The organism is Pseudomonas sp. GW101-3H06 (genome assembly GCF_059424605.1).
On sequence record NZ_JBWKZO010000001.1, the window covers coordinates 2,342,542 to 2,363,551 of the forward strand.

The 21,010-nt window shown below is 59.4% G+C and carries 23 protein-coding genes and 1 tRNA gene; 18 read left to right on the forward strand and 6 right to left on the reverse strand.

Annotation, left to right across the window (positions count from 1 at the left end; genetic code table 11):
• Nucleotides 1–28 precede the first annotated feature (28 nt).
• Genes AC07ZE_RS10660 through AC07ZE_RS10690 form a run of 7 tightly spaced genes read left to right on the forward strand, consistent with a single transcriptional unit; the run spans nt 29 to nt 7,014 of the window.
• Complete coding sequence (locus AC07ZE_RS10660; protein ID WP_095193348.1) at nt 29–982, forward strand: sugar ABC transporter substrate-binding protein; 954 nt, start codon at nt 29–31, stop codon at nt 980–982.
• A gap of 55 nt (nt 983–1,037) precedes the next feature.
• A complete protein-coding gene (locus AC07ZE_RS10665; RefSeq protein ID WP_207264109.1) occupies nt 1,038–2,591 on the forward strand; it encodes a sugar ABC transporter ATP-binding protein in 1,554 nt (517 codons plus the stop codon).
• The gene (locus AC07ZE_RS10670; protein ID WP_207264111.1) at nt 2,588–3,565 is read left to right on the forward strand and encodes an ABC transporter permease; all 978 of its coding nucleotides are present in this window, start codon (nt 2,588–2,590) and stop codon (nt 3,563–3,565) included. Before AC07ZE_RS10665 ends, AC07ZE_RS10670 begins: the two co-directional genes overlap by 4 nt.
• Before the next feature lie 3 nt (nt 3,566–3,568).
• On the forward strand, nt 3,569–4,588 hold the full coding sequence (locus AC07ZE_RS10675; protein WP_207264120.1) for a LacI family DNA-binding transcriptional regulator: 1,020 nt from the start codon (nt 3,569–3,571) through the stop codon (nt 4,586–4,588).
• Between the two features lie 41 nt (nt 4,589–4,629).
• The gene (gene rbsK, locus AC07ZE_RS10680; protein ID WP_207264130.1) at nt 4,630–5,547 is read left to right on the forward strand and encodes a ribokinase; all 918 of its coding nucleotides are present in this window, start codon (nt 4,630–4,632) and stop codon (nt 5,545–5,547) included.
• Nucleotides 5,544–5,948, forward strand: coding sequence for a D-ribose pyranase (gene rbsD, locus AC07ZE_RS10685; protein ID WP_207264140.1), 405 nt, complete (start codon nt 5,544–5,546; stop codon nt 5,946–5,948). The genes rbsK and rbsD overlap by 4 nt, the downstream gene beginning before the upstream one ends.
• A 37-nt stretch (nt 5,949–5,985) precedes the next feature.
• Complete coding sequence (locus AC07ZE_RS10690; RefSeq protein WP_207264142.1) at nt 5,986–7,014, forward strand: nucleoside hydrolase; 1,029 nt, start codon at nt 5,986–5,988, stop codon at nt 7,012–7,014.
• A 33-nt stretch (nt 7,015–7,047) separates the two neighbouring features.
• Here AC07ZE_RS10690 and AC07ZE_RS10695 read toward each other — a convergent pair whose 3' ends face one another.
• On the reverse strand, nt 7,048–7,260 hold the full coding sequence (locus tag AC07ZE_RS10695; protein WP_207264144.1) for a hypothetical protein: 213 nt from the start codon (nt 7,258–7,260) through the stop codon (nt 7,048–7,050).
• A gap of 133 nt (nt 7,261–7,393) precedes the next feature.
• Here AC07ZE_RS10695 and AC07ZE_RS10700 point away from each other — a divergent pair, with 133 nt between their 5' ends.
• Nucleotides 7,394–7,699 (forward strand): hypothetical protein, encoded by a 306-nt coding sequence (locus AC07ZE_RS10700; RefSeq protein ID WP_095193356.1) that lies wholly within the window; start codon nt 7,394–7,396, stop codon nt 7,697–7,699.
• 168 nt (nt 7,700–7,867) lie between these two features.
• On the forward strand, nt 7,868–8,188 hold the full coding sequence (locus AC07ZE_RS10705; protein WP_207264146.1) for an I78 family peptidase inhibitor: 321 nt from the start codon (nt 7,868–7,870) through the stop codon (nt 8,186–8,188).
• 70 nt (nt 8,189–8,258) lie between these two features.
• Here AC07ZE_RS10705 and AC07ZE_RS10710 read toward each other — a convergent pair whose 3' ends face one another.
• Together AC07ZE_RS10710 and AC07ZE_RS10715 are read right to left on the reverse strand one after the other, a co-directional pair.
• The gene (locus AC07ZE_RS10710) at nt 8,259–8,471 is read right to left on the reverse strand and encodes a cold-shock protein (RefSeq protein ID WP_003179963.1); all 213 of its coding nucleotides are present in this window, start codon (nt 8,469–8,471) and stop codon (nt 8,259–8,261) included.
• Nucleotides 8,472–8,763: 292 nt separating this feature from the next.
• Nucleotides 8,764–9,066 (reverse strand): hypothetical protein, encoded by a 303-nt coding sequence (locus tag AC07ZE_RS10715; protein WP_207264148.1) that lies wholly within the window; start codon nt 9,064–9,066, stop codon nt 8,764–8,766.
• A gap of 374 nt (nt 9,067–9,440) precedes the next feature.
• Here AC07ZE_RS10715 and thrS point away from each other — a divergent pair, with 374 nt between their 5' ends.
• The 9 genes from thrS to AC07ZE_RS10760 all read left to right on the forward strand — a co-directional run bounded on the left by thrS (nt 9,441) and on the right by AC07ZE_RS10760 (nt 16,897).
• Complete coding sequence (gene thrS, locus AC07ZE_RS10720; protein WP_137806497.1) at nt 9,441–11,363, forward strand: threonine--tRNA ligase; 1,923 nt, start codon at nt 9,441–9,443, stop codon at nt 11,361–11,363.
• Nucleotides 11,363–11,914, forward strand: a complete 552-nt coding sequence (gene infC / locus AC07ZE_RS10725; RefSeq protein ID WP_169843736.1) for a translation initiation factor IF-3 — start codon at nt 11,363–11,365, stop codon at nt 11,912–11,914. The genes thrS and infC overlap by 1 nt, the downstream gene beginning before the upstream one ends.
• A gap of 60 nt (nt 11,915–11,974) precedes the next feature.
• On the forward strand, nt 11,975–12,169 hold the full coding sequence (rpmI, locus tag AC07ZE_RS10730; RefSeq protein ID WP_002553160.1) for a 50S ribosomal protein L35: 195 nt from the start codon (nt 11,975–11,977) through the stop codon (nt 12,167–12,169).
• A 28-nt stretch (nt 12,170–12,197) separates the two neighbouring features.
• Entirely contained in the window at nt 12,198–12,554 is a 357-nt protein-coding gene (gene rplT / locus AC07ZE_RS10735) for a 50S ribosomal protein L20 (protein WP_007905879.1), read from the forward strand.
• A 109-nt stretch (nt 12,555–12,663) separates the two neighbouring features.
• Entirely contained in the window at nt 12,664–13,680 is a 1,017-nt protein-coding gene (pheS, locus tag AC07ZE_RS10740; RefSeq protein WP_007940232.1) for a phenylalanine--tRNA ligase subunit alpha, read from the forward strand.
• Between the two features lie 26 nt (nt 13,681–13,706).
• A complete protein-coding gene (pheT, locus tag AC07ZE_RS10745) occupies nt 13,707–16,088 on the forward strand; it encodes a phenylalanine--tRNA ligase subunit beta (RefSeq protein WP_207264156.1) in 2,382 nt (793 codons plus the stop codon).
• Nucleotides 16,089–16,091: 3 nt separating this feature from the next.
• Nucleotides 16,092–16,394: an integration host factor subunit alpha gene (gene ihfA, locus AC07ZE_RS10750; protein WP_002553164.1), complete on the forward strand. Its 303-nt coding sequence runs from the start codon at nt 16,092–16,094 to the stop codon at nt 16,392–16,394.
• Entirely contained in the window at nt 16,375–16,731 is a 357-nt protein-coding gene (locus AC07ZE_RS10755; RefSeq protein ID WP_003179985.1) for a MerR family transcriptional regulator, read from the forward strand. The genes ihfA and AC07ZE_RS10755 overlap by 20 nt, the downstream gene beginning before the upstream one ends.
• A gap of 89 nt (nt 16,732–16,820) precedes the next feature.
• Nucleotides 16,821–16,897 (forward strand) — tRNA-Pro (locus AC07ZE_RS10760).
• Nucleotides 16,898–17,092: 195 nt separating this feature from the next.
• On the opposite strand, the gene AC07ZE_RS10765 is transcribed toward AC07ZE_RS10760, so the two are convergent.
• The 3 genes from AC07ZE_RS10765 to AC07ZE_RS10775 form a co-directional block, all read right to left on the reverse strand.
• Nucleotides 17,093–17,794 (reverse strand): VIT1/CCC1 transporter family protein, encoded by a 702-nt coding sequence (locus tag AC07ZE_RS10765; protein ID WP_084317898.1) that lies wholly within the window; start codon nt 17,792–17,794, stop codon nt 17,093–17,095.
• A gap of 69 nt (nt 17,795–17,863) precedes the next feature.
• Nucleotides 17,864–18,835, reverse strand: coding sequence for an FAD:protein FMN transferase (locus AC07ZE_RS10770; RefSeq protein ID WP_310650364.1), 972 nt, complete (start codon nt 18,833–18,835; stop codon nt 17,864–17,866).
• Nucleotides 18,819–20,999 carry a PepSY domain-containing protein gene (locus AC07ZE_RS10775; RefSeq protein WP_207264166.1) on the reverse strand — a complete coding sequence of 727 codons (2,181 nt, stop codon included), beginning with the start codon at nt 20,997–20,999 and terminating at the stop codon, nt 18,819–18,821. The genes AC07ZE_RS10770 and AC07ZE_RS10775 overlap by 17 nt, the downstream gene beginning before the upstream one ends.
• Between the last annotated feature and the right edge of the window lie 11 nt (nt 21,000–21,010).

A 21,010-nucleotide genomic window follows, 5' to 3' on the forward strand; every position in this document is an offset into this window, starting at 1 on the left:
ACAATAATCATAAGATCGGAGTGAACCCATGAAGCTGCCATTCGCCGGACGCCTTCTTGCTGTCGCTATGCTGGCTGCCGCATCCGCCGCGCTGCCTGTCTCTTCGGCATTCGCCGAGTCCCCGGAAAAACCTAAAGTCGCGCTGGTCATGAAATCCCTGGCCAACGAATTCTTCCTGACCATGGAAGATGGCGCCAAGGCCTACCAGAAAGACCACTCCGGCGAGTTCGAGCTGATTTCCAACGGCATCAAGGACGAAACGGACACGGCCAACCAGATCCGCATCGTCGAGCAGATGATCGTGTCCAAAGTCGATGCACTGGTCATCGCGCCGGCCGACTCCAAGGCCATGGTGCCGGTGATCAAGAAGGCAGTCGATGCCGGTATCACTGTGATCAACATCGACAATCAGCTTGATCCGGCGGTGGTCAAGAGCAAAAACATCAGCGTTCCCTTCGTAGGCCCGGATAACCGCAAGGGCGCGCGCCTGGTAGGCGAGTACCTGGCCAAGCAGCTCAAGGCCGGTGACGAAGTCGGCATCATCGAAGGTGTGTCCACCACCACCAACGCCCAGGCTCGCACCGCGGGTTTCAAGGATGCGATGGAGGCCGCGCAGATCAAGGTGGTGTCGGTACAGTCCGGTGACTGGGAGATCAACAAGGGTAACCAGGTTGCCTCCGCCATGCTCAGCGAATACCCGCAAATCAAAGCCCTGCTGGCCGGTAACGACAGCATGGCGGTCGGTGTCGTGTCTGCCGTGCGCGCCGCAGGCAAGGCTGGCAAGGTGCAAGTGGTCGGCTACGACAACATCAACGCCATCAAGCCGATGCTCAAGGATGGCCGCGTGCTGGCCACTGCCGATCAGTTTGCCGCCAAGCAAGCGGTGTTCGGCATCGAAACCGCGCTGAAAATCATCAAGGGCGAGAAAGTCGACAGCGCCAACGGCGTGATCGAGACCCCGGTAGAGCTGGTTACCAAGTAATCCTCTGGCGACACAACGGTGCTCGCCCGTCCGGGCGAGCACATGGAGAGTTTTTATGTCCGTTCACGCCCCGAACGCTGTCCTGTCGGTCAGTGGTATCGGCAAGACCTACGCTCAGCCGGTCCTGACCGGCATCGACCTGACGCTGATGCGCGGTGAAGTGCTGGCGCTGACCGGCGAGAACGGCGCAGGCAAAAGCACACTGTCGAAGATCATCGGCGGACTGGTCGCACCGACCACTGGCCAGATGCAGTTTCAGGGGCAGGATTATCGCCCTGGCAGCCGCACCCAGGCTGAAGACTTGGGCATCCGCATGGTCATGCAGGAGCTCAATCTGCTGCCGACGCTGTCGGTGGCAGAAAACCTGTTTCTCGATAACTTGCCCAGCAACGGCGGCTGGATCAGTCGCAAGCAACTGCGCAAGGCGGCGATCGAAGCCATGGCCCAGGTCGGGCTCGACGCGATCGATCCCGACACCCTCGTCGGCGAACTCGGCATTGGTCACCAGCAAATGGTCGAGATCGCCCGCAACCTGATCGGCGATTGCCACGTGCTGATCCTCGACGAACCCACTGCGATGCTCACGGCCCGTGAGGTCGAAATGCTGTTCGAGCAAATCACCCGTCTGCAGGCGCGCGGCGTGTCGATCATCTACATCTCCCATCGCCTCGAAGAACTGGCCCGGGTTGCCCAGCGCATTGCGGTACTGCGCGACGGCAATCTGGTGTGCGTCGAGCCGATGGCCAACTACAACAGCGAGCAACTGGTGACCTTGATGGTCGGCCGGGAGCTCGGCGAACACATCGACATGGGGCCGCGCAACATCGGTCCACCGGCGCTGACGGTCAAGGGCCTGACCCGCGCCGACAAGGTCCTGGATGTGTCTTTTGAAGTGCGCGCCGGCGAGATTTTCGGCATTTCAGGATTGATCGGGGCAGGGCGTACCGAATTGCTGCGCCTGATCTTCGGTGCCGACCGCGCTGACAGCGGCACGGTGGCGCTGGGTTCCCCCGCGCAGATTGTGAGCATTCACTCTCCCGTAGACGCGGTCGCTCACGGCATCGCCCTGATCACCGAGGACCGCAAGGGTGAAGGCCTGCTGTTGACGCAATCGATCAGCGCCAACATCGCGCTGGGCAACATGCCAGGCATTTCCAGAGGCGGTTTCGTCAATAACGGCGACGAAGCTTCCCTGGCCCAGCGTCAGATCGATGCCATGCGCATCCGCAGTTCCGGCCCGACACAACGGGTGTCCGAACTGTCCGGCGGTAATCAGCAGAAAGTGGTCATCGGTCGTTGGCTGGAGCGCGATTGTTCGGTGCTGTTGTTCGACGAACCGACCCGGGGTATCGACGTCGGCGCCAAGTTCGACATTTATGCGCTGCTCGGGGAGTTGACCCGCCAGGGCAAAGCGCTGGTGGTGGTGTCCAGCGACCTGCGCGAATTGATGCTGATCTGCGATCGCATCGGCGTGCTGTCGGCGGGCCGTCTGATCGATACCTTCGAGCGCGACAGCTGGACCCAGGATGATTTGCTTGCCGCCGCATTTGCCGGCTACCAAAAACGTGATGCGCTGCTCAACGAAGCAGCGCCTAGGGATTTTCCATGAAAACCGCATCTTTAGCCGGCAAACGCGGCGGCAACTTTTACGGCCTCGGCACTTACCTGGGCCTGGCCGGTGCCTTGCTGGCGATGGTTGTACTGTTCTCGATCCTGAGCAGTCATTTCCTGTCTTACGACACCTTCAGTACGTTGGCCAACCAGATTCCAGACCTGATGGTCCTTGCGGTCGGTATGACGTTCGTGTTGATCATCGGCGGCATCGACCTGTCGGTGGGCTCGGTGCTGGCGCTCGCTGCATCAACCGTCAGTGTGGCGATTCTCGGCTGGGGCTGGAGCGTCCTGCCGGCGGCATTGCTCGGCATGGCGGCGGCTGCACTGGCCGGGACCATCACCGGTTCGATCACCGTGGCGTGGCGCATCCCGTCGTTCATCGTCTCCCTCGGCGTGCTGGAAATGGCCCGCGGCGTGGCGTATCAGATGACCGGCTCGCGCACGGCGTACATCGGCGATGCCTTCGCCTGGTTGTCCAACCCGATCGCCTTCGGCATTTCGCCGTCGTTTATCATTGCCTTGCTGATCATTTTTATCGCCCAGGCGGTGTTGACCCGCACCGTATTCGGTCGCTACCTGATCGGCATCGGCACCAATGAAGAGGCGGTGCGGCTGGCGGGGATCAATCCAAAGCCCTACAAGATCATGGTGTTCAGCCTGATGGGCTTGCTGGCGGGGATCGCCGCGTTGTTTCAGATTTCGCGTCTGGAAGCGGCGGATCCGAACGCCGGCTCTGGCCTGGAGCTGCAAGTGATCGCCGCCGTGGTGATTGGTGGCACCAGCCTCATGGGCGGGCGTGGTTCGGTCATCAGCACGTTCTTCGGCGTGCTGATCATTTCCGTATTGGCAGCTGGCCTGGCGCAGATCGGCGCCACTGAACCTACCAAGCGCATCATCACCGGCGCGGTAATCGTGGTCGCGGTGGTGCTTGATACCTACCGCAGTCAACGCGCAAGCCGGCGGACCTGAGTCATGGCAACAATCAAAGATGTAGCGGCACTCGCCGGGATTTCCTACACCACGGTTTCCCACGTGGTGAACAAAACCCGCCCGGTCAGCGAAGAAGTGAGGATCAAGGTCGAGGCGGCAATCAAAACCCTCGATTACGTTCCCAGCGCCGTGGCCCGATCCCTCAAGGCCAAAACTACGGCCACCATCGGGTTGCTGGTGCCCAACAGCCTCAACCCGTACTTCGCCGAACTGGCCCGGGGGATCGAGGATTACTGTGAGCGCAATGGCTATTGCGTGATCCTCTGCAACTCCGACGACAACCCGGACAAGCAGCGCAGCTACTTGCGCGTATTGTTGGAAAAACGCATCGACGGTCTGATCGTCGCGTCGGCAGGTGGTGACAGCGGGTTGGCGCAGGGCTTGTCGGGTGTGCGCACGCCGATGGTGATTGTCGACCGCGGCCTGGAAGGTGTCGATGCGGACCTGGTGCGCATCGATCACGAATACGGAGCCTACCTGGCGACCCGCCATTTACTGGAGCTGGGGCACCGCGACATCGCCACCATCAGCGGTCCGGCGACCACCAGCGTGGCGCAGATGCGTCTGGCCGGTTTCTGCCGGGCCTTGAAAGACGCGGGCATCGAAGTGCCTGCCGAGCGCATGCTCGAAAGTGATTTCACCAGCACCGGCGGTTACAACGCCGCCGCCACCCTGCTGGAGCGCAACCCGCCCAGCGCCATCTTCGCCGCCAACGACATGATCGGCATTGGTGTATTGCGAGCTGCCGCCGAACGCAAAGTGCGTGTACCGACGGAGCTGTCGGTGATCGGCTTCGACGATATCCAGATGAGTCGTTATGTCTATCCGGCGCTGACCACCGTGGGGCAGTCGATCCTGCAGCTTGGCGAGATGGCGGCCGAAGTGTTGCTGCGCCGAATCGCCAGGCCGGATCTGGTCACCGAACAACGGATTGTGATGCCAAGCATCGTCATGCGGGAGTCGACTGCGCCTCTGGCCGGTGTTTTTGCCCAGTTTCGTTAAATTAAAGTACCTGATGAAACCGAACAAATGAGTAGCAATGTATGCCAGCAAAAGTAGTGGTGATTGGCAGCCTGAACATGGACCTGGTGACCCGGGCGCCTCGGTTGCCGCAGGGTGGTGAAACGTTGATCGGTCATTCGTTTGCCACAGTGTCCGGCGGCAAGGGCGCGAACCAGGCCGTGGCCGCCGCGCGATTAGGGGCCCAGGTGTCGATGGTCGGTTGCGTGGGCAGCGATGCCTATGGCGAAGAACTGCGCGCCGCCCTGTTGGCTGAACAGATCGATTGTCAGGCCGTCAGCACCGTGGACGGTTCCAGTGGCGTGGCGTTGATTGTGGTGGACGACAACAGCCAGAACGCGATCGTGATTGTTGCCGGTGCCAACGGCGCACTGACGCCGGCGGTGGTCGGCTGTTTCGATTCGGTTCTGCAAGCCGCCGATGTGATCATTTGTCAGCTGGAAGTGCCGGATGCCACGGTGGGTCACGCACTCAAGCGCGGTCGGGAACTGGGCAAGACCGTGATCCTCAATCCGGCGCCTGCCAGCCGTCCATTACCGGCACACTGGTACGCGAACATCGATTATCTGATTCCCAACGAGAGCGAGGCATCGGCCCTGAGTGGCTTGCCGGTGGACTCTCGGCAGTCTGCGCAAGCTGCTGCAGCCCGCCTGATCGAGCTGGGGGCCGGCAAAGTGATCATCACTCTTGGTGCCCAGGGTTCGCTGTTTGCCGATGGCCAACGCTTCGAGCATTTCCCTGCACCGACCGTGAAGGCGGTCGACACCACGGCGGCGGGCGATACGTTTGTCGGCGGTTTTGCCGCTGCGCTGGCCGGCGGTAAAAGCGAAGCCGAAGCGATCCGTTTCGGCCAGGTCGCCGCGGCGTTATCGGTCACCCGAGCCGGCGCGCAACCCTCGATTCCCTCTTTGTTCGAAGTGCAGGCATTCAAGACTCCATGAAAAAGACACCTTTGCTCAATGTTGCCCTGTCACGGTTGATCGCTTCCCTGGGCCATGGCGACACCGTGGTGATTGGCGATGCGGGGCTGCCGGTGCCACCCGGCGTCGAGTTGATTGATCTGGCCCTGACTCACGGTATCCCGGATTTCATCAGCACCTTGAAGGTCGTGCTCAGCGAAATGCAGGTTGAAAGCCACGTACTGGCCCGGGAAATCCTGGAGAAAAAACCGTCGGCACTGGCTGCTCTGGATGAGCTGAATGCCAAGGGTGGACTGGGGAAGCGTGAGTTGCTCAGTCATGAGCAATTCAAGATTCTCAGCCGGCAGGCACGGGCGATCGTGCGCACTGGCGAATGCCAGCCGTACTGCAACATCGTGCTGATCGCCGGGGTGACGTTCTGACTCGTTTTTGTTTTCAACCCTGCACAAGGAGTGCGCCATGTACCGTTATGCTCGCAAACTGCCTCATCTGCTTCGGAGTCTGCTGCTTTTGTCCCTGATGACCGCCACCGGCGCCCACGCGACGCAGAAGATCGACTTGATCATCGACACCGACCCCGGCGCCGACGATGTGGTTGCCCTGCTGTTTGCGCTGGCATCGCCGCAGGAGTTGAACATCCGCGCATTGACCACCGTCGCCGGCAACGTGCGCCTGGACAAGACGTCGCGTAACGCGCGGCTGGCCCGTGAATGGGCAGGACGCGAGGATGTGCCGGTCTACGCCGGAGCGAAGAAACCGATGATGCGCAAACCCATCTATGCCGAGAACATCCACGGCAAGGAAGGACTGTCGGGCATCACTGTCCATGAGCCGAAGAAAGGCCTCGCCGAGGGCAATGCGATCGAGTTCCTGATCGACACCTTGATGGCGGCCGAGCCCCATAGCATCACCCTTGCCATGTTGGGGCCACAGACCAACCTTGCCCTGGCGCTGATCCAGGAGCCGGAAATCGTTCGGGGTATCAAGGAAGTGGTGATCATGGGCGGTGCGCACTTCAACGGTGGCAACATTACGCCCGTAGCAGAGTTCAACCTGTTTGCCGATCCGCAAGCTGCCGAGGTGGTACTCAAGAGTGGGGTGAAACTGACCTACCTGCCGCTGGACTTGACCCACAAAATCCTCACCAGTGACGCGCGCCTGCAACAGATCGCGGCATTGAATAACAATGCCAGCAAGCTGGTGGTCAGTATCCTGAACGAATACATCAAAACCGATATGGTGCACTACGGCATACCGGGCGGCCCGGTGCACGACGCAACGGTGATCGCCTATCTGCTCAAGCCGCAGCTGTTCAGCGGTAGAGAGGTGAACGTCGTGGTGGATAGTGATGAGGGGCCGTCTTTCGGCCAGACCATTGTCGACTGGCATGACGGCCTCAAGGCGCCGAAGAATGCCTTCTGGGTTGAAAGCGGCGATGCCCAGGGTTTCTTCGATCTGCTGACTGAACGCCTGGCGCGCCTGAAGTAGCCTTCACGCCCGCAGGTAGCGGCCTGCGGGTTTTTATTCTCTGTCTGTGTGGGCTGCACCCATGTGATCGGTCGGGTACTTTTCGAAAACCTGCGCGATAAATTGCCGGGCTGCTTCGGTACCCAATCCTTTGACCAATAGATCGATACCAATGATTGCCAGCTCTTCCGGACTGCCCGGGCTATAGGAGCTGTGGCCTTGTGGCCACTTGACTGTAATGTTGGCGTCGATACTTACGGTGGTCATGATTGCGCTCGTGCAGTCGGAAAGGTCTGAACGACGAGTTAACCATTTTGCGTCGTGTTTGGCACTCCGACTTAGGCATGACTCGAGGGCTGTGCGACACTTGGTTTTTTGATGACTTTTCAAGGACTGCGTTGTGCAGATTGATTTGAACACCCCAGACGGCTTGACCCTGGAGGCCGTGCGTCAGTTGTTGGCGTCAGCCAGCGACGATGAGCACACGCAATTGCGTGTGACCAAGGGCGGCATCGCCTATATTTCATCGGGAGTCGTGGGCGGCACCGATATCGACGGGCTGCTGTTCCGTCTGGAAACCTGGGCCAAAGGCTCTGGTTATGTCGGGCGCGTCGCAGCCAGCGACGAGGTCTGGGTCATGCAGATCTTCAATGCGCTGAAGCAGAACTGGCCGAAGCCGGCCTTCGACTACATTGATGTCTATTGAGCATCGTTCATATTCAGTCACGATTGAAGGATGAAGGGCAGGGTGATGCTCAGGCAAACTTGCCGTTTGTCTGCGGCGCAAGGACAGGTCGCTGGCTCTCCTTGTGAAACCAAACGCCGGATTGGCGGTCGCACGATCTCAGCTTAACTCTCGAAAAAAGGAGGCTTCATGCCTTGGAAGCTCGCGTCATTGGGTACCTTGTTGGCCGTTGCCATGCTGGCCGGTTGCAGCACTGCCACCACCGAGTCGGCAACAGACCCTGTAACGACGACTGACACAGGTCACAGCCGTTGCGAGGCCAAAGCGGCCGAATTCGCCATTGGAAAACAGGCTTCGCCACAACTGCTGGAACAAGCGCGTACCCGTGCAGGCGCGCAAAATGCTCGGTTCCTCCTGCCTACCGACATGGTGACGCTGGAGTATCGCTCCGACCGTCTGAACCTCAACACCGATGCCAATCGGGTTGTCATCCGCGTCAACTGCGGCTGATCTCCCAGCTTTTGCGTTGCCCATAAAAAACCCCGTCACATGGACGGGGTTTTTTTAGCGCGCCTGGAAATTACTCTGGGCGAACTTGAGCAGCTTGCATACCCTTTTGGCCTTTCTCAGCCACGAAGGAAACGGTTTGGCCTTCTTTCAGGCTTTTGAAACCGTCGCTTTCGATAGCTTTGAAGTGTACGAACAGGTCGTCACCGCCACCTTGAGGAGTGATGAAGCCGAAGCCTTTTTCATCGTTGAACCATTTAACGGTGCCGGTTTGGCGATTAGACATGGTGTATCTCCAAGAAACATATATTTTCAGTAGTACTGTGCTGCTCAGGCCAACTGGGCACACCGGGGTATCATAGTCGAAATGTTCGCTTTGGGAGCCCCCCGCAGGTGCCGTTTGCCCTACAGTCGCACATTCTTTGTTGCCCGATACGGCTGAAAGCCCCGTTTTAAAAGGCTTTCAGCCGAAAGTAAAGACGATAAAAAAACCTGTAAAACCAGCATAAATCGTAGGAAAAAGCGCTTTTCTGAGGCCGTTCATCGGCTCAAGTCACTTTTTCAGCGTCTTGAGAGGCTTATTTTTTCGCCGGGTTAGTGGCCTTGCATTTGGAAATCTGGGTCAGCGCCTGTTGTTTCAAGGCGTCACTGGCCTGGTTATCCATCAGGGACTGAAGGTCCTTGGCGGGGTACGATTTGATGGCATCGGCTCCGCAGGCGCAGTGGGCTTTTGCAGCCGCGGCGCCGATCTGAGGCGTGGCAGCCTGGGTGCACTGCGCCATGTACTTCTCGCGCTCACCCTTCGGCCAATCGGCGTGGGCGGCCAGCGGCAGCAGCAGGACGATGGGGGCGACTACAGCGAACAATTGATTCAGACGCATGCCGGGATGCTCCTTGTGGGTCAATGTCTTGTTATCTGAGGGGGAAAACGGCGATCAAGTTCAGCACTCTGGCATAAAAACAGCGGATTTGCCCTGACGGAAAACCTCTACGCCGCCCTGACCGTTCATCTGTGCTAGCATGCCTGGCTCGGGCGCTTGCAGGCTCCGGTCGACCTTCAGTCCCGGCTGCGGCAAATGCCCGAATAATCCTGATTTGAATCCCAGTCACTCTGGTTCGGTTTTCCGGTTGGCCGCAAGGCTCCTGCCGCTGTAAGGCAGGCGTTCGTCATTGAATGGCCTGGATCGGATCTTGTACTGGCTCATCCCAACCCACGTGACCTTTGGTAGGGGTCACCACTAGGAGAGGAGGCGCCATGCCAACTATTACTCTTCCCGACGGCAGTCAACGTTCATTCGATCACCCGGTTTCCATCGCCGAAGTCGCCGCATCCATTGGTGCCGGTCTGGCCAAGGCTACTGTGGCCGGCAAGGTCAATGGCAAGCTGGCCGACGCCAGCGACATCATTGACAGCGACGCTACGCTGCAAATCATCACGCCAAAGGATGAAGAGGGGCTGGAGATCATTCGCCACTCTTGCGCCCACCTTGTTGGCCACGCGGTCAAGCAGTTGTACCCGACCGCCAGAATGGTCATCGGTCCGGTCATCGACGACGGCTTCTATTACGACATCGCCTACGAGCGTCCTTTCACCCCGGACGACCTGGCGGCCATCGAACAGCGCATGCAGCAGCTGATCGAGAAAGATTACGACGTCATCAAGAAAGTCACTCCGCGCGCCGAAGTGATCGAAGTGTTCAAGTCCCGCGGCGAAGACTACAAATTGCGCCTGGTCGAAGACATGCCGAACGAACAGGCCATGGGTTTGTACTATCACGAAGAATACGTCGATATGTGCCGCGGTCCGCACGTGCCGAACACCCGCTTCCTGAAATCCTTCAAGCTGACCAAGTTGTCCGGCGCTTACTGGCGCGGTGACGCCAAGAACGAGCAATTGCAGCGCGTCTACGGCACCGCGTGGGCTGACAAGAAGCAGCTGGCTGCCTACATCCAGCGCATCGAAGAAGCCGAGAAGCGCGATCATCGCAAGATCGGCAAGCGCCTGGGCCTGTTCCACACCCAGGAAGAATCGCCGGGCATGGTGTTCTGGCACCCGAACGGCTGGACCCTGTACCAGGTGCTCGAGCAATACATGCGCAAGGTGCAGCGCGACAACGGCTACCTGGAGATCAAGACGCCTCAAGTCGTTGACCGCAGCCTGTGGGAGAAATCCGGGCACTGGGCCAACTACGCCGACAACATGTTCACCACTCAGTCGGAAAACCGCGACTACGCCATCAAGCCGATGAACTGCCCTTGCCACGTGCAGGTGTTCAATCAGGGTCTGAAGAGTTACCGCGAGTTGCCGATGCGCCTGGCCGAGTTCGGTGCCTGCCACCGTAACGAGCCATCAGGTGCATTGCACGGCATCATGCGTGTACGTGCGTTCACCCAGGACGACGCCCACATTTTCTGCACCGAAGAGCAGATGCAAGCCGAGTCCGCTGCGTTCATCAAGCTGACCATGGATGTCTACGCCGACTTCGGCTTCAAAGACATCGAAATGAAGCTGTCCACTCGTCCGGAAAAGCGCGTCGGATCCGATGAGCTGTGGGATCGCGCCGAAGCTGCGTTGGCCGCCGCCCTTGATAGTGCGGGCCTGCCGTACGATCTGCAGCCGGGCGAGGGCGCGTTCTATGGTCCGAAAATCGAATTTTCGCTGAAAGATTGCCTCGGCCGCGTCTGGCAATGTGGTACCTTGCAGCTCGATTTTAACCTGCCTGTCCGTCTGGGCGCCGAATTCGTCTCCGAAGACAACAGCCGCAAGCATCCGGTGATGTTGCATCGGGCGATCCTGGGTTCCTTCGAGCGTTTCGTCGGAATTCTGATCGAGCACTACGAGGGTGCATTCCCTGCGTGGCTGGCGCCGACCCAGGCAGTGATCATGAATATCACTGATAAACAGGCAGATTTTGTTGCCGAAGTGGAAAAAACTCTCAACGAAAGCGGGTTTCGTGCCAAGTCTGACTTGAGAAATGAAAAGATCGGCTTTAAAATCCGCGAGCATACCTTGCTCAAGGTTCCCTATCTCTTGGTTATTGGAGATAAGGAAGTCGAGATGCAGACTGTCGCTGTGCGTACTCGTGAAGGTGCTGACCTGGGCTCGATGCCCGTCGCCCAGTTCGCCGAGTTCCTCGCGCAAGCGGTTTCCCGGCGTGGTCGCCAAGATTCGGAGTAATTATTATTAAGCGTGAAATGAGACAAGATAAACGAGCTGCACCGAAAGCCCCGATCAACGAGAATATCTCGGCACGCGAGGTTCGGTTAATTGGCGCTGACGGCGAGCAGATTGGCATCGTCTCGATTGATGAAGCGCTTCGTATTGCTGAAGAAGCCAAGCTTGATCTGGTAGAAATCTCCGCCGACGCCGTCCCGCCTGTTTGCCGGGTGATGGACTACGGCAAATCGATCTTCGAAAAGAAGAAGCAGATTGCTGCGGCGAAGAAGAACCAGAAGCAGATTCAGGTAAAAGAAATCAAGTTTCGTCCAGGGACGGAGGAAGGGGATTACCAGGTAAAACTGCGCAACCTGGTACGTTTCCTGAGTGACGGGGACAGGGCCAAGGTATCCTTGCGATTCCGCGGCCGTGAGATGGCCCACCAGGAGCTGGGGATGGAACTCCTCAAGCGAGTTGAAGGTGACTTGCTCGAGTACGGTTCGGTCGAACAGCATCCTAAGATGGAAGGACGCCAGCTGATCATGGTCATCGCCCCGAAAAAGAAGAAGTAATCAACAGGGCACGGCAGGCCTTCTGATTATGTTTATCAACTGAATGCGGAGTATCCGAACATGCCAAAAATGAAGACCAAAAGTGGTGCTGCTAAGCGGTTTCTGAAAACTGCTAACGGTATCAAGCACAAGCACGCTTTCAAGAGCCACATCCTGACCAAAATGTCGACCAAGCGTAAGCGTCAATTGCGCGGTAGCAGCTTGCTGCATCCGTCTGACGTGGCAAAAGTCGAGCGCATGCTGCGCCTTCGTTAATTTTAGTCAAGAATAGAGGAAGTAACTCATGGCTCGTGTAAAGCGTGGCGTCATTGCCCGTAAACGTCACAAAAAAATTCTGAAACTTGCTAAAGGCTACTACGGCGCTCGCTCGCGCGTATTCCGTGTTGCCAAGCAAGCGGTAATCAAGGCAGGCCAATACGCCTACCGTGACCGTCGTCAGAAAAAACGTCAGTTCCGCGCTCTGTGGATCGCTCGTATCAACGCTGGTGCTCGTATCAACGGTCTGTCCTACAGCCGTTTCATCGCCGGCCTGAAAAAAGCGTCCATCGAGATCGACCGTAAGGTTCTGGCTGATCTGGCAGTGAACGAAAAAGCGGCGTTTGCTGCGATTGTCGAGAAAGCTAAAGCCACCTTGGCTTAAGTACCCCCGACAGTCACCCGGCCTCACCTCTGTGGGGTCAGGTGTTAAACGTCATAAATAGGGGAAGAGCCTTCAAGCTCTTCCCCTATTTTGTATCTGGAGTCTGTACATGGAAAACCTGGACGCGCTCGTCTCGCAAGCACTAGAGGCTGTGCAAAGCGCTGAAGATATCAATGCCCTGGAGCAAATCCGGGTTCACTACCTTGGCAAAAAGGGCGAATTGACTCAGGTGATGAAGACCCTGGGGAATTTGCCGGCAGAAGAGCGTCCGCAAGTCGGCGCGCTGATCAACGTTGCCAAGGAGCGTGTCACAGAGGTTCTCAATGCGCGCAAGGCGTTGTTCGAGGAGGCCGATCTTGCGGCCAAGCTCGCCGCCGAATCCATTGACGTGACCCTGCCTGGCCGCGGCCAGACCTCAGGCGGTCTGCATCCGGTTACCCGGACTCTGGAACGTATCGAGCAGTTCTTCACCCACATCGGCTACGGCATTGCCGAAGGCCCTGAGGTCGAAGACGACTACCACAACTTCGAGGCGCTCAACATCCCAGGCCATCACCCGGCCCGTTCGATGCATGACACCTTCTATTTCAATGCCAACATGTTGCTGCGCACCCATACCTCGCCGGTACAGGTCCGCACCATGGAATCGAAACAGCCGCCGATCCGCATCGTCTGCCCAGGCCGTGTGTACCGCAGCGACTCCGATATTACCCACTCGCCGATGTTCCACCAGGTCGAAGGCCTGCTGGTCGATCGCGATATCAACTTCGCCGACCTGAAAGGGACCATCGAAGAGTTCCTGCGCGTGTTCTTCGAAAAAGAACTGGCAGTGCGGTTCCGTCCTTCGTACTTCCCGTTCACCGAGCCATCCGCTGAAGTCGACATGGAATGCGTGATGTGCAGCGGTAAAGGTTGCCGCGTCTGCAAACAGACCGGCTGGCTGGAAGTCATGGGCTGCGGCATGGTTCACCCGAACGTGCTGCGCATGTCCGGGATCGACCCGGAAGAATTTTCGGGCTTTGCCTTCGGCATGGGCGTTGAGCGTCTGGCCATGCTGCGTTACGGCGTGAACGACTTGCGTCTGTTCTTCGACAACGACTTGCGGTTCCTCGCGCAATTTCGCTAGTCGTAACGAATTCTTAGGAGAGCAGGATGAAATTCAGTGAACAATGGCTGCGTGGCTGGGTCAGCCCGCAGGTAAGTCGCGACGAGCTGGTTGCTCGTCTGTCGATGGCCGGTCTTGAGGTCGATAGCGTTACGCCGGCCGCCGGTGTATTCAATGGCGTGATCGTGGGCGAGGTGCTGAGCACCGAACAGCACCCTGACGCCGACAAGCTGCGTGTTTGCCAGGTCAGCAATGGCTCGGAGACCTTCCAGGTCGTTTGCGGTGCGCCAAACGTGCGCCCGGGCCTGAAGATCCCGTTCGCCACCATCGGTGCCGAGCTGCCGGGCGACTTCAAGATCAAGAAGGCCAAGCTGCGCGGTGTCGAGTCCAACGGCATGCTGTGCTCACAAGCCGAGCTGCAGGTCGGTGAAGGTAACGACGGCCTGATGGAGCTGCCGGCCGATGCGCCGGTGGGTCAGGACATTCGTGAATACCTGAACCTGGACGATGCCAGCATCGAGGTTGACCTGACCCCGAACCGTGGCGACTGCCTGTCCCTGGCGGGCCTGGCCCGTGAAGTCGGTGCACTGTACGCCACCCCGGTCACTCGTCCAGTGGTTGCTGCGGTTCCAGCCGTGCACGATGAAGTGCGTCCGGTTGAAGTGCTGGCGCCTGCCGCTTGCCCACGTTACCTGGGTCGTGTGATCCGTAACGTCGACCTGTCCAGGCCTACACCGCTGTGGATGGTCGAGCGTCTGCGTCGTGCTGATGTGCGCAGCATCGATGCTGCCGTCGACATCACCAACTATGTGATGCTGGAGCTGGGTCAACCGCTGCACGCTTTCGATCTCGCCGAAATCAATGGCGGCATCCGTGTACGCATGGCTGAAGAAGGCGAGAAGTTGGTACTGCTCGACGGTCAGGAAGTCAGCCTGCGCAGCGATACACTGGTGATCGCCGACCACACTCGCGCCCTGGCCATTGCTGGCGTCATGGGTGGCGAGCACAGCGGCGTCAACACCGCAACAACGCGTGACATCTTCCTGGAAAGCGCATTTTTCGATCAGATCGCCGTCGCTGGCAAGGCCCGCTCCTATGGCCTGCACACCGACGCTTCGCACCGCTACGAGCGTGGTGTGGACTGGCAGCTGGCCCGCGAAGCCATGGAGCGCGCCACAGGCCTGCTGCTGGAGATCACCGGTGGCGAAGCCGGCCCGATCATCGAAACCGTCAGCGAGCAGCACCTGCCGTCGATCGCGCCGGTAACTTTGCGTGCCCAGCGCATTACCCAGATGCTGGGCATGGAAATGGATTCGGCCGAAGTCGAGCGTCTGCTCAGTGCTTTGGGTCTGAAGATTTCTGCCGAGGGAGCAGGGCAGTGGCGCGTTGAAGTGCCAAGCCATCGCTTCGACATCAGCCTGGAAGTCGACCTGATCGAAGAACTGGCCCGTCTGTACGGTTACAACCGCCTGCCGGTTCGTTACCCGCAAGCGCGTCTGGCACCGCAAGCCAAGGCCGAAGCCCGCAGCGAACTGCCAGAACTGCGCCGCCTGCTGGTTGCCCGCGGTTATCAGGAAGCGATCACCTACAGCTTCATCGATCCGAAACAGTTCGAACTGTTCAATCCGGGTGTCGAGCCGTTGCTGTTGGCCAACCCGATTTCCAGCGACATGGCTGCCATGCGTTCGTCGCTGTGGCCAGGCCTGGTCAAGGCGCTTCAGCACAACCTGAACCGCCAGCAGGATCGCGTTCGTTTGTTCGAGAGCGGTTTGCGTTTCGTCGGTCAGCTCGAAGGCTTGAAACAAGAGCCGATGCTGGCGGGCGTGGTTTGCGGTAGCCGTCTGCCGGAAGGCTGGGCGCAAGGTCGCGATGTCGTCGACTTCTTCGACGTCAAGGCTGATGTGGAAGCGGTGCTGGGCTTCGCCGGTGCACTGGATGCCTTCACGTTCGTGCCAGGCAAGCACCCTGCGTTGCACCCGGGTCAAACCGCGCGCATCGAACGCGAGGGCCGTCTGGTCGGTTTCGTCGGTGCCATCCACCCTGAATTGTCGAAAACCCTGGGTCTGGATCGTCCAGTATTTGTTTTCGAGCTGGTTCTGGCTGAAGTGGCTAGTGGAAAAATGCCGAAATTCCATGAGTTGTCGCGCTTTCCTGAAGTGCGTCGTGACCTGGCACTGATTGCGCACAAAGACGTCGCAGCCGCGGCGGTACTGGACGTAATCCGTGAAAATGCAGGCGAATGGCTGACAGACCTCAGGCTATTTGACGTGTATCAGGGTAAAGGCATTGATCCTGATAGAAAAAGCCTCGCAGTCGGCTTGACCTGGCAGCATCCATCGCGCACTCTTAATGACGATGAGGTGAATTCCACGACGCAAAACATCCTCACCTCGCTCGAACAAAGGTTGAACGCCACGTTAAGGAAGTGACGTATGGGGGCTTTGACGAAAGCTGAGATGGCGGAACGTCTGTATGAAGAGCTGGGCCTGAACAAGCGGGAAGCCAAGGAATTGGTCGAACTGTTTTTCGAGGAAATCAGGCACGCTCTTGAAGACAACGAGCAGGTCAAATTGTCCGGTTTCGGCAATTTTGACCTGCGGGACAAACGCCAGCGGCCTGGCCGCAATCCGAAAACGGGAGAAGAAATCCCGATCACGGCTCGCCGTGTGGTCACCTTTCGTCCAGGGCAGAAGTTGAAGGCCCGAGTTGAGGCTTATGCTGGAACCAAGTCATAACGACGAGCTACCCGTCATCCCAGGCAAACGCTACTTCACCATAGGTGAAGTCAGCGAGCTGTGTGCGGTAAAACCGCACGTGCTGCGCTACTGGGAGCAGGAGTTTCCTCAACTCAACCCCGTCAAACGCCGCGGAAACCGCCGGTATTATCAGCGCCAGGACGTGCTGATGATCCGGCAGATCCGCGCGCTTCTTTACGATCAAGGGTTCACCATTGGCGGTGCGCGTCTGCGCTTGTCCGGTGACGAAGCCAAAGACGACACCACGCAGTACAAACAAATGATTCGCCAGATGATCGCCGAGCTCGAAGATGTACTGGTGGTCCTCAAGAAATAAATTCCTGCTTTTAAATACTTCCAGTTTTCAAAAGCTTGCGATATATTCTTGAGCGTTCCTCGAGAAGAGGAACAAGATTCACGCCTAGTCGGGGCGTAGCGCAGTCCGGTAGCGCACTAGCATGGGGTGCTAGGGGTCGAGTGTTCGAATCACTCCGTCCCGACCATATAATTCAAGGGGTTGCGAGATTTTATCTCGCGACCCTTTTTTATTTTTGTTGTTTTTACCCCACAAAACGGCTGGCTCTGGGTGGAATCTTAGGTCGCGCGTTGTTTCTGGAAAGGCTGTACAAGGGGGTCGCTGATCGGCAAGAACCAACAACCTCCGCCTCCCCCTTTGCGTTTCGAGAGCGTACGCCTTACTAAACCACCGCTCCGAAAAGCGATCCCACCATTGCCGTAATGCCCATAGCCAGCGCACCCCAGAATGTCACCCGCCAGGCCCCGGTGATGACCTTGGCTCCGCCGGCCTTGGCGGCGATGGCGCCTAGTGTCCCGAGAAACACCAAGGACATGCCTGATATCCAGGGCACCACGCTGTGCTCCGGCGCGACAAACGTCACCGCCAGCGGCAAGGCGGCGCCCACCACGAAACTGGCGGCGGAGGCCAGGGCTGCCTGCAAGGGTTTGGCGGTGAGGGTGGCGCTGATGCCCAACTCGTCCCGGGCGTGGGAGCCCAATGCGTCATGGGCCATCAATTGATCGGCCACTTGATGGGCCAGTTCGGGTGATACGCCGCGATGCATGTAGATGTTGGCGAGCTCGATGTGCTCGGCTTTCGGGTCGCTCGACAGTTCTGCCCGTTCGCGGGACAGATCGGCCCGCTCAGTATCGGCCTGGGAATGTACGGAGATGTACTCGCCAGCGGCCATGGACATGGCTCCGGCCATCAGGCCCGCCATTCCGGTGACCAGCAATGTGGCGTGGCTGGCATTGGCGGCCGCGACGCCCATCAACAGGCTGGCGGTAGAGACAATCCCGTCGTTGGCGCCCAGGACGGCGGCGCGCAGCCAGCCGATACGATCGCTTCGGTGTGCCTCGGTGTGCCTGTGCATGAACTTCATTGTAGAACGGGACTCCCTGTCATTAGGCGGTTCACGTCGGACGGATTCCGAGCGGCCCGGCAATCTGCGTCAGCGGGTTTCAATTTGCGCCTGCAACTGGCCGCCGACAATGGATATTTCTTTGAATTGTTCACCCTCGCGCAGCACGAACAACGCGTCCATCCCGCGTTCCTGAGCCAGACGTGGGCCCTCGGTTTCGCCCAGGACCATCAACGCCGTGGCCCAGGCATCGGCGAGCATGCACGAGGCCGCCACCACGGTGACGGCGGCGAGCGGGTTGCACAGCGGCGCGCCGGTGGCCGGGTTCATGGTATGAGCATAGGACTGACCGCCCACGTCCACCCAATGTCGATAGTCCCCGGAGGTCGCGATAGCGGCATCGCCAAGTTCCATCACGCCCATGACTTCACGCACGCCCCGGTTGGGCTTTTCCAGGGCCACGACCCAGCATTGGCCGTCAGGTTTGACGCCCCGGGCGCGCATTTCGCCATCGATGCCGACCAGGTAGCGGGTGATGCCCAAACCCTCCAGGCAGCGGGCCAGTTCATCCACGCCAAAACCTTTGGCGATGCCACTCAAGTCAAGGTTCAGCGGCACGCGCTTGCGTGCCTGATTGTGTTGCGGGTCAACCACTAATGCGGCGCTGGCCAACAGCCGGGCGCGCAGCGGCATCGTGCCGATCGCCTGCTCTGTGACTGTCTGTTCCCCGGGGCCGAACCCCCAGGCGTTCACCAGGTCACCGACAGCGATGTCGAAGGCGCCGCCCGATTGCTGACTGACGCGCAGCGCAGCAGACAGCACCGTGGCCAGTTCCTTGGGCACGGACACCCATTCCTGCTCGGGGGCGGCGTTGAGGCGGTTGATGTCCGAGTCGGGTTTCCAGGTGGACATTTGCTGGTCCACTCGGGCCACGGCGCGCGCCAGGCGATGGCCAACGTCGTCGGCATCGATCCCGGCCCCGGAATAAAACAGGGCGGTGTAGCGAGTGCCCATGGTTTCGCCGTTCAGGCTATAGCGCTGCAACTCAGTAGACGTCTTCACGGTAGCGTCCTTGTGCCTTGAGGGTCAGCACACTCAGGTTGAGAGGCGCCAACACTTCATCGAGGGCCTGTATCACGCCTTTGGCCATTTCGCGGCTGCCACACACCAGCACTTGGGCACCTTTTTCAATCAGTCGGCGCAAGGTCAAGGCATCGCCGATCAGCCGGTCTTGAACGTAGCAGCGGTCCTGAACCTGAGAGAAGGCCGCGCGCAGTGCCGTGAGGCGACGGTCTGACAAGTATTGGTTGAGCTCCGGCTCATAGAGAAAGTCCGAGGTCGGGTTGCGCCCGCCCCAATACAAGTGCATCGGGTGCCTGGCCTTATTGTTTCGGATAAAACCGGCCAGAGGACCGATGCCGGTACCGGCGCCGATCAGGATCACCGGGTGCGCGCCCGACGCCGGACGAAATTGCGGGTTGGGCTGGATAAAAGCTTCGATCTGCGCGCCGATGTTCAGGCCATGAAGGAATTGCGAGCACATGCCACCGTTGTGTTTACGCACACAGATCTCCAGCACGCCGTCCTGGGAGCCGCTGGCCAGCGAGTAGAAACGCGGGATCGGGCTGCCGGGGGGCACAATCCCGACCAGGTCACCGGCCAGAAAACCCGGCAGCTCGCCGCAGGCTTTGAAGCGCAGGATGTGGGTCGGCGCATTCACCTGTTCGCCATAGGCAATCCGCTCTGTCAGCTGCAATTGATGGGTACGCGGCTGCTGCGGGGTGTGAACCAGCACCAGATCCTGCCCCAACACTTCGCCCAACGCATGACCCCAGCGGGCAAACTCCTGAGAGGACTGGCGGTTGACGGTTTCCAACCCCAGCAATGGCGAGCCACCGGCCTGCAACATCGCGTCCTGCACCTGATGGGCGTACTGACAGAACTGTGCAAACTGACGGTCGCCCAGGCCCAGCACCGCAAAAGGCAGACCGGGCTTGAGGCCGGTTTTGGCCAGCCGCGCCAGGAACTGCGAAGCCGAGGCCGGCGCATCGCCGTCACCGTGGGTCGCGGTGAGGATGAACACCCGTTGGGCTTTGCGGTAATCACCCACCCAATCATTCATCGCCGCGCTGTGCACCTGATGACCACTCTGGTGCAAGGCGTCGTGCAAGGTTTTGGCAAAGCCCCAGGTGCTGTTATTTTCACTGCCCACCAGAATTACGCTGTCGGCGGAGTGGGCAGGGCTGTTGTGGCGGATATTCGGGCCAGCCTTGCGGCGGCGCCACCACAACAGGATGCCGGTCACGCTCATCAACGGCACGCAGAGGGCGCAGAGTCCAAGCGGCAGGCCCAGCCACCAGAGGCCTTCGCCGGTGTGCAACTGATAGATCCATTCGTAGAGGTTGTGCATCGAGTCATGGGCTTGATAGGACAACAAGGCGCCGCTGGCCTGGTCCACGTAGCCGTCGCCCTGGGCCGTGCGCAGGGAAAACACATCGTGCGGGTTGCCAGGGCTCGGGTAAACCAGCTCGCGCAGGTCGTTGAGGTCGGTGGCCTGCAAGGCTTGCAGTGTCGCCACCGGCAAGGTCGGACCGGTACTGACGTGGGCGGGGAAGGCGGGTTCACTCTGACTGCCGTCGGCGATAAAACCGAACGTGGTGGCGGACATGTAGAGCCCGCTCAATGCCGACAGCAGCAGCCCGAGCAACGCCAGTCGCCCAACTTCAGCATGCCAGCGCTGGCTGAAGGTGCCCCGCAGTGGCCGCAGCAAGTTGCGCCAGCCACCCAGGCGCCGGGCCAGCAATAGCGCGCCGGACACCGACAACATCAGCATGAACAGCGCGCCGACACCCGACGCTCCGTGGCCTGGCGTGCCAAGGAACATCGAGCGGTGCAGCTCTTTCACCCAACGCGTAAAAGCGGAGGGTGCATAAGGCGCCAGGCCTTCGCCGGTCAGTGGATCGACCGTTTCAGCCCCGGCCTGACCGTTCTTGTTGTGGTAGACGATGACCGTCCCGGACGCCGTGCGCTGGATCTGCTCCACGCCCGGGAAGTGATTGGCCACACGTCCGGCCAGTTGGCCGACGTTGAGTTGCCCGGCGGCGGTGGCGGTGTTGTGCAAGCGTTCCAGCGCCGGGTCGACCGACAGGATCGCACCGCTTATGGCCAACAGCATGACCAACAGGGCCGCGATCAGGCCGGGCAGGGAATGGGACTGGCGAAGCATGTTCAGCCTCC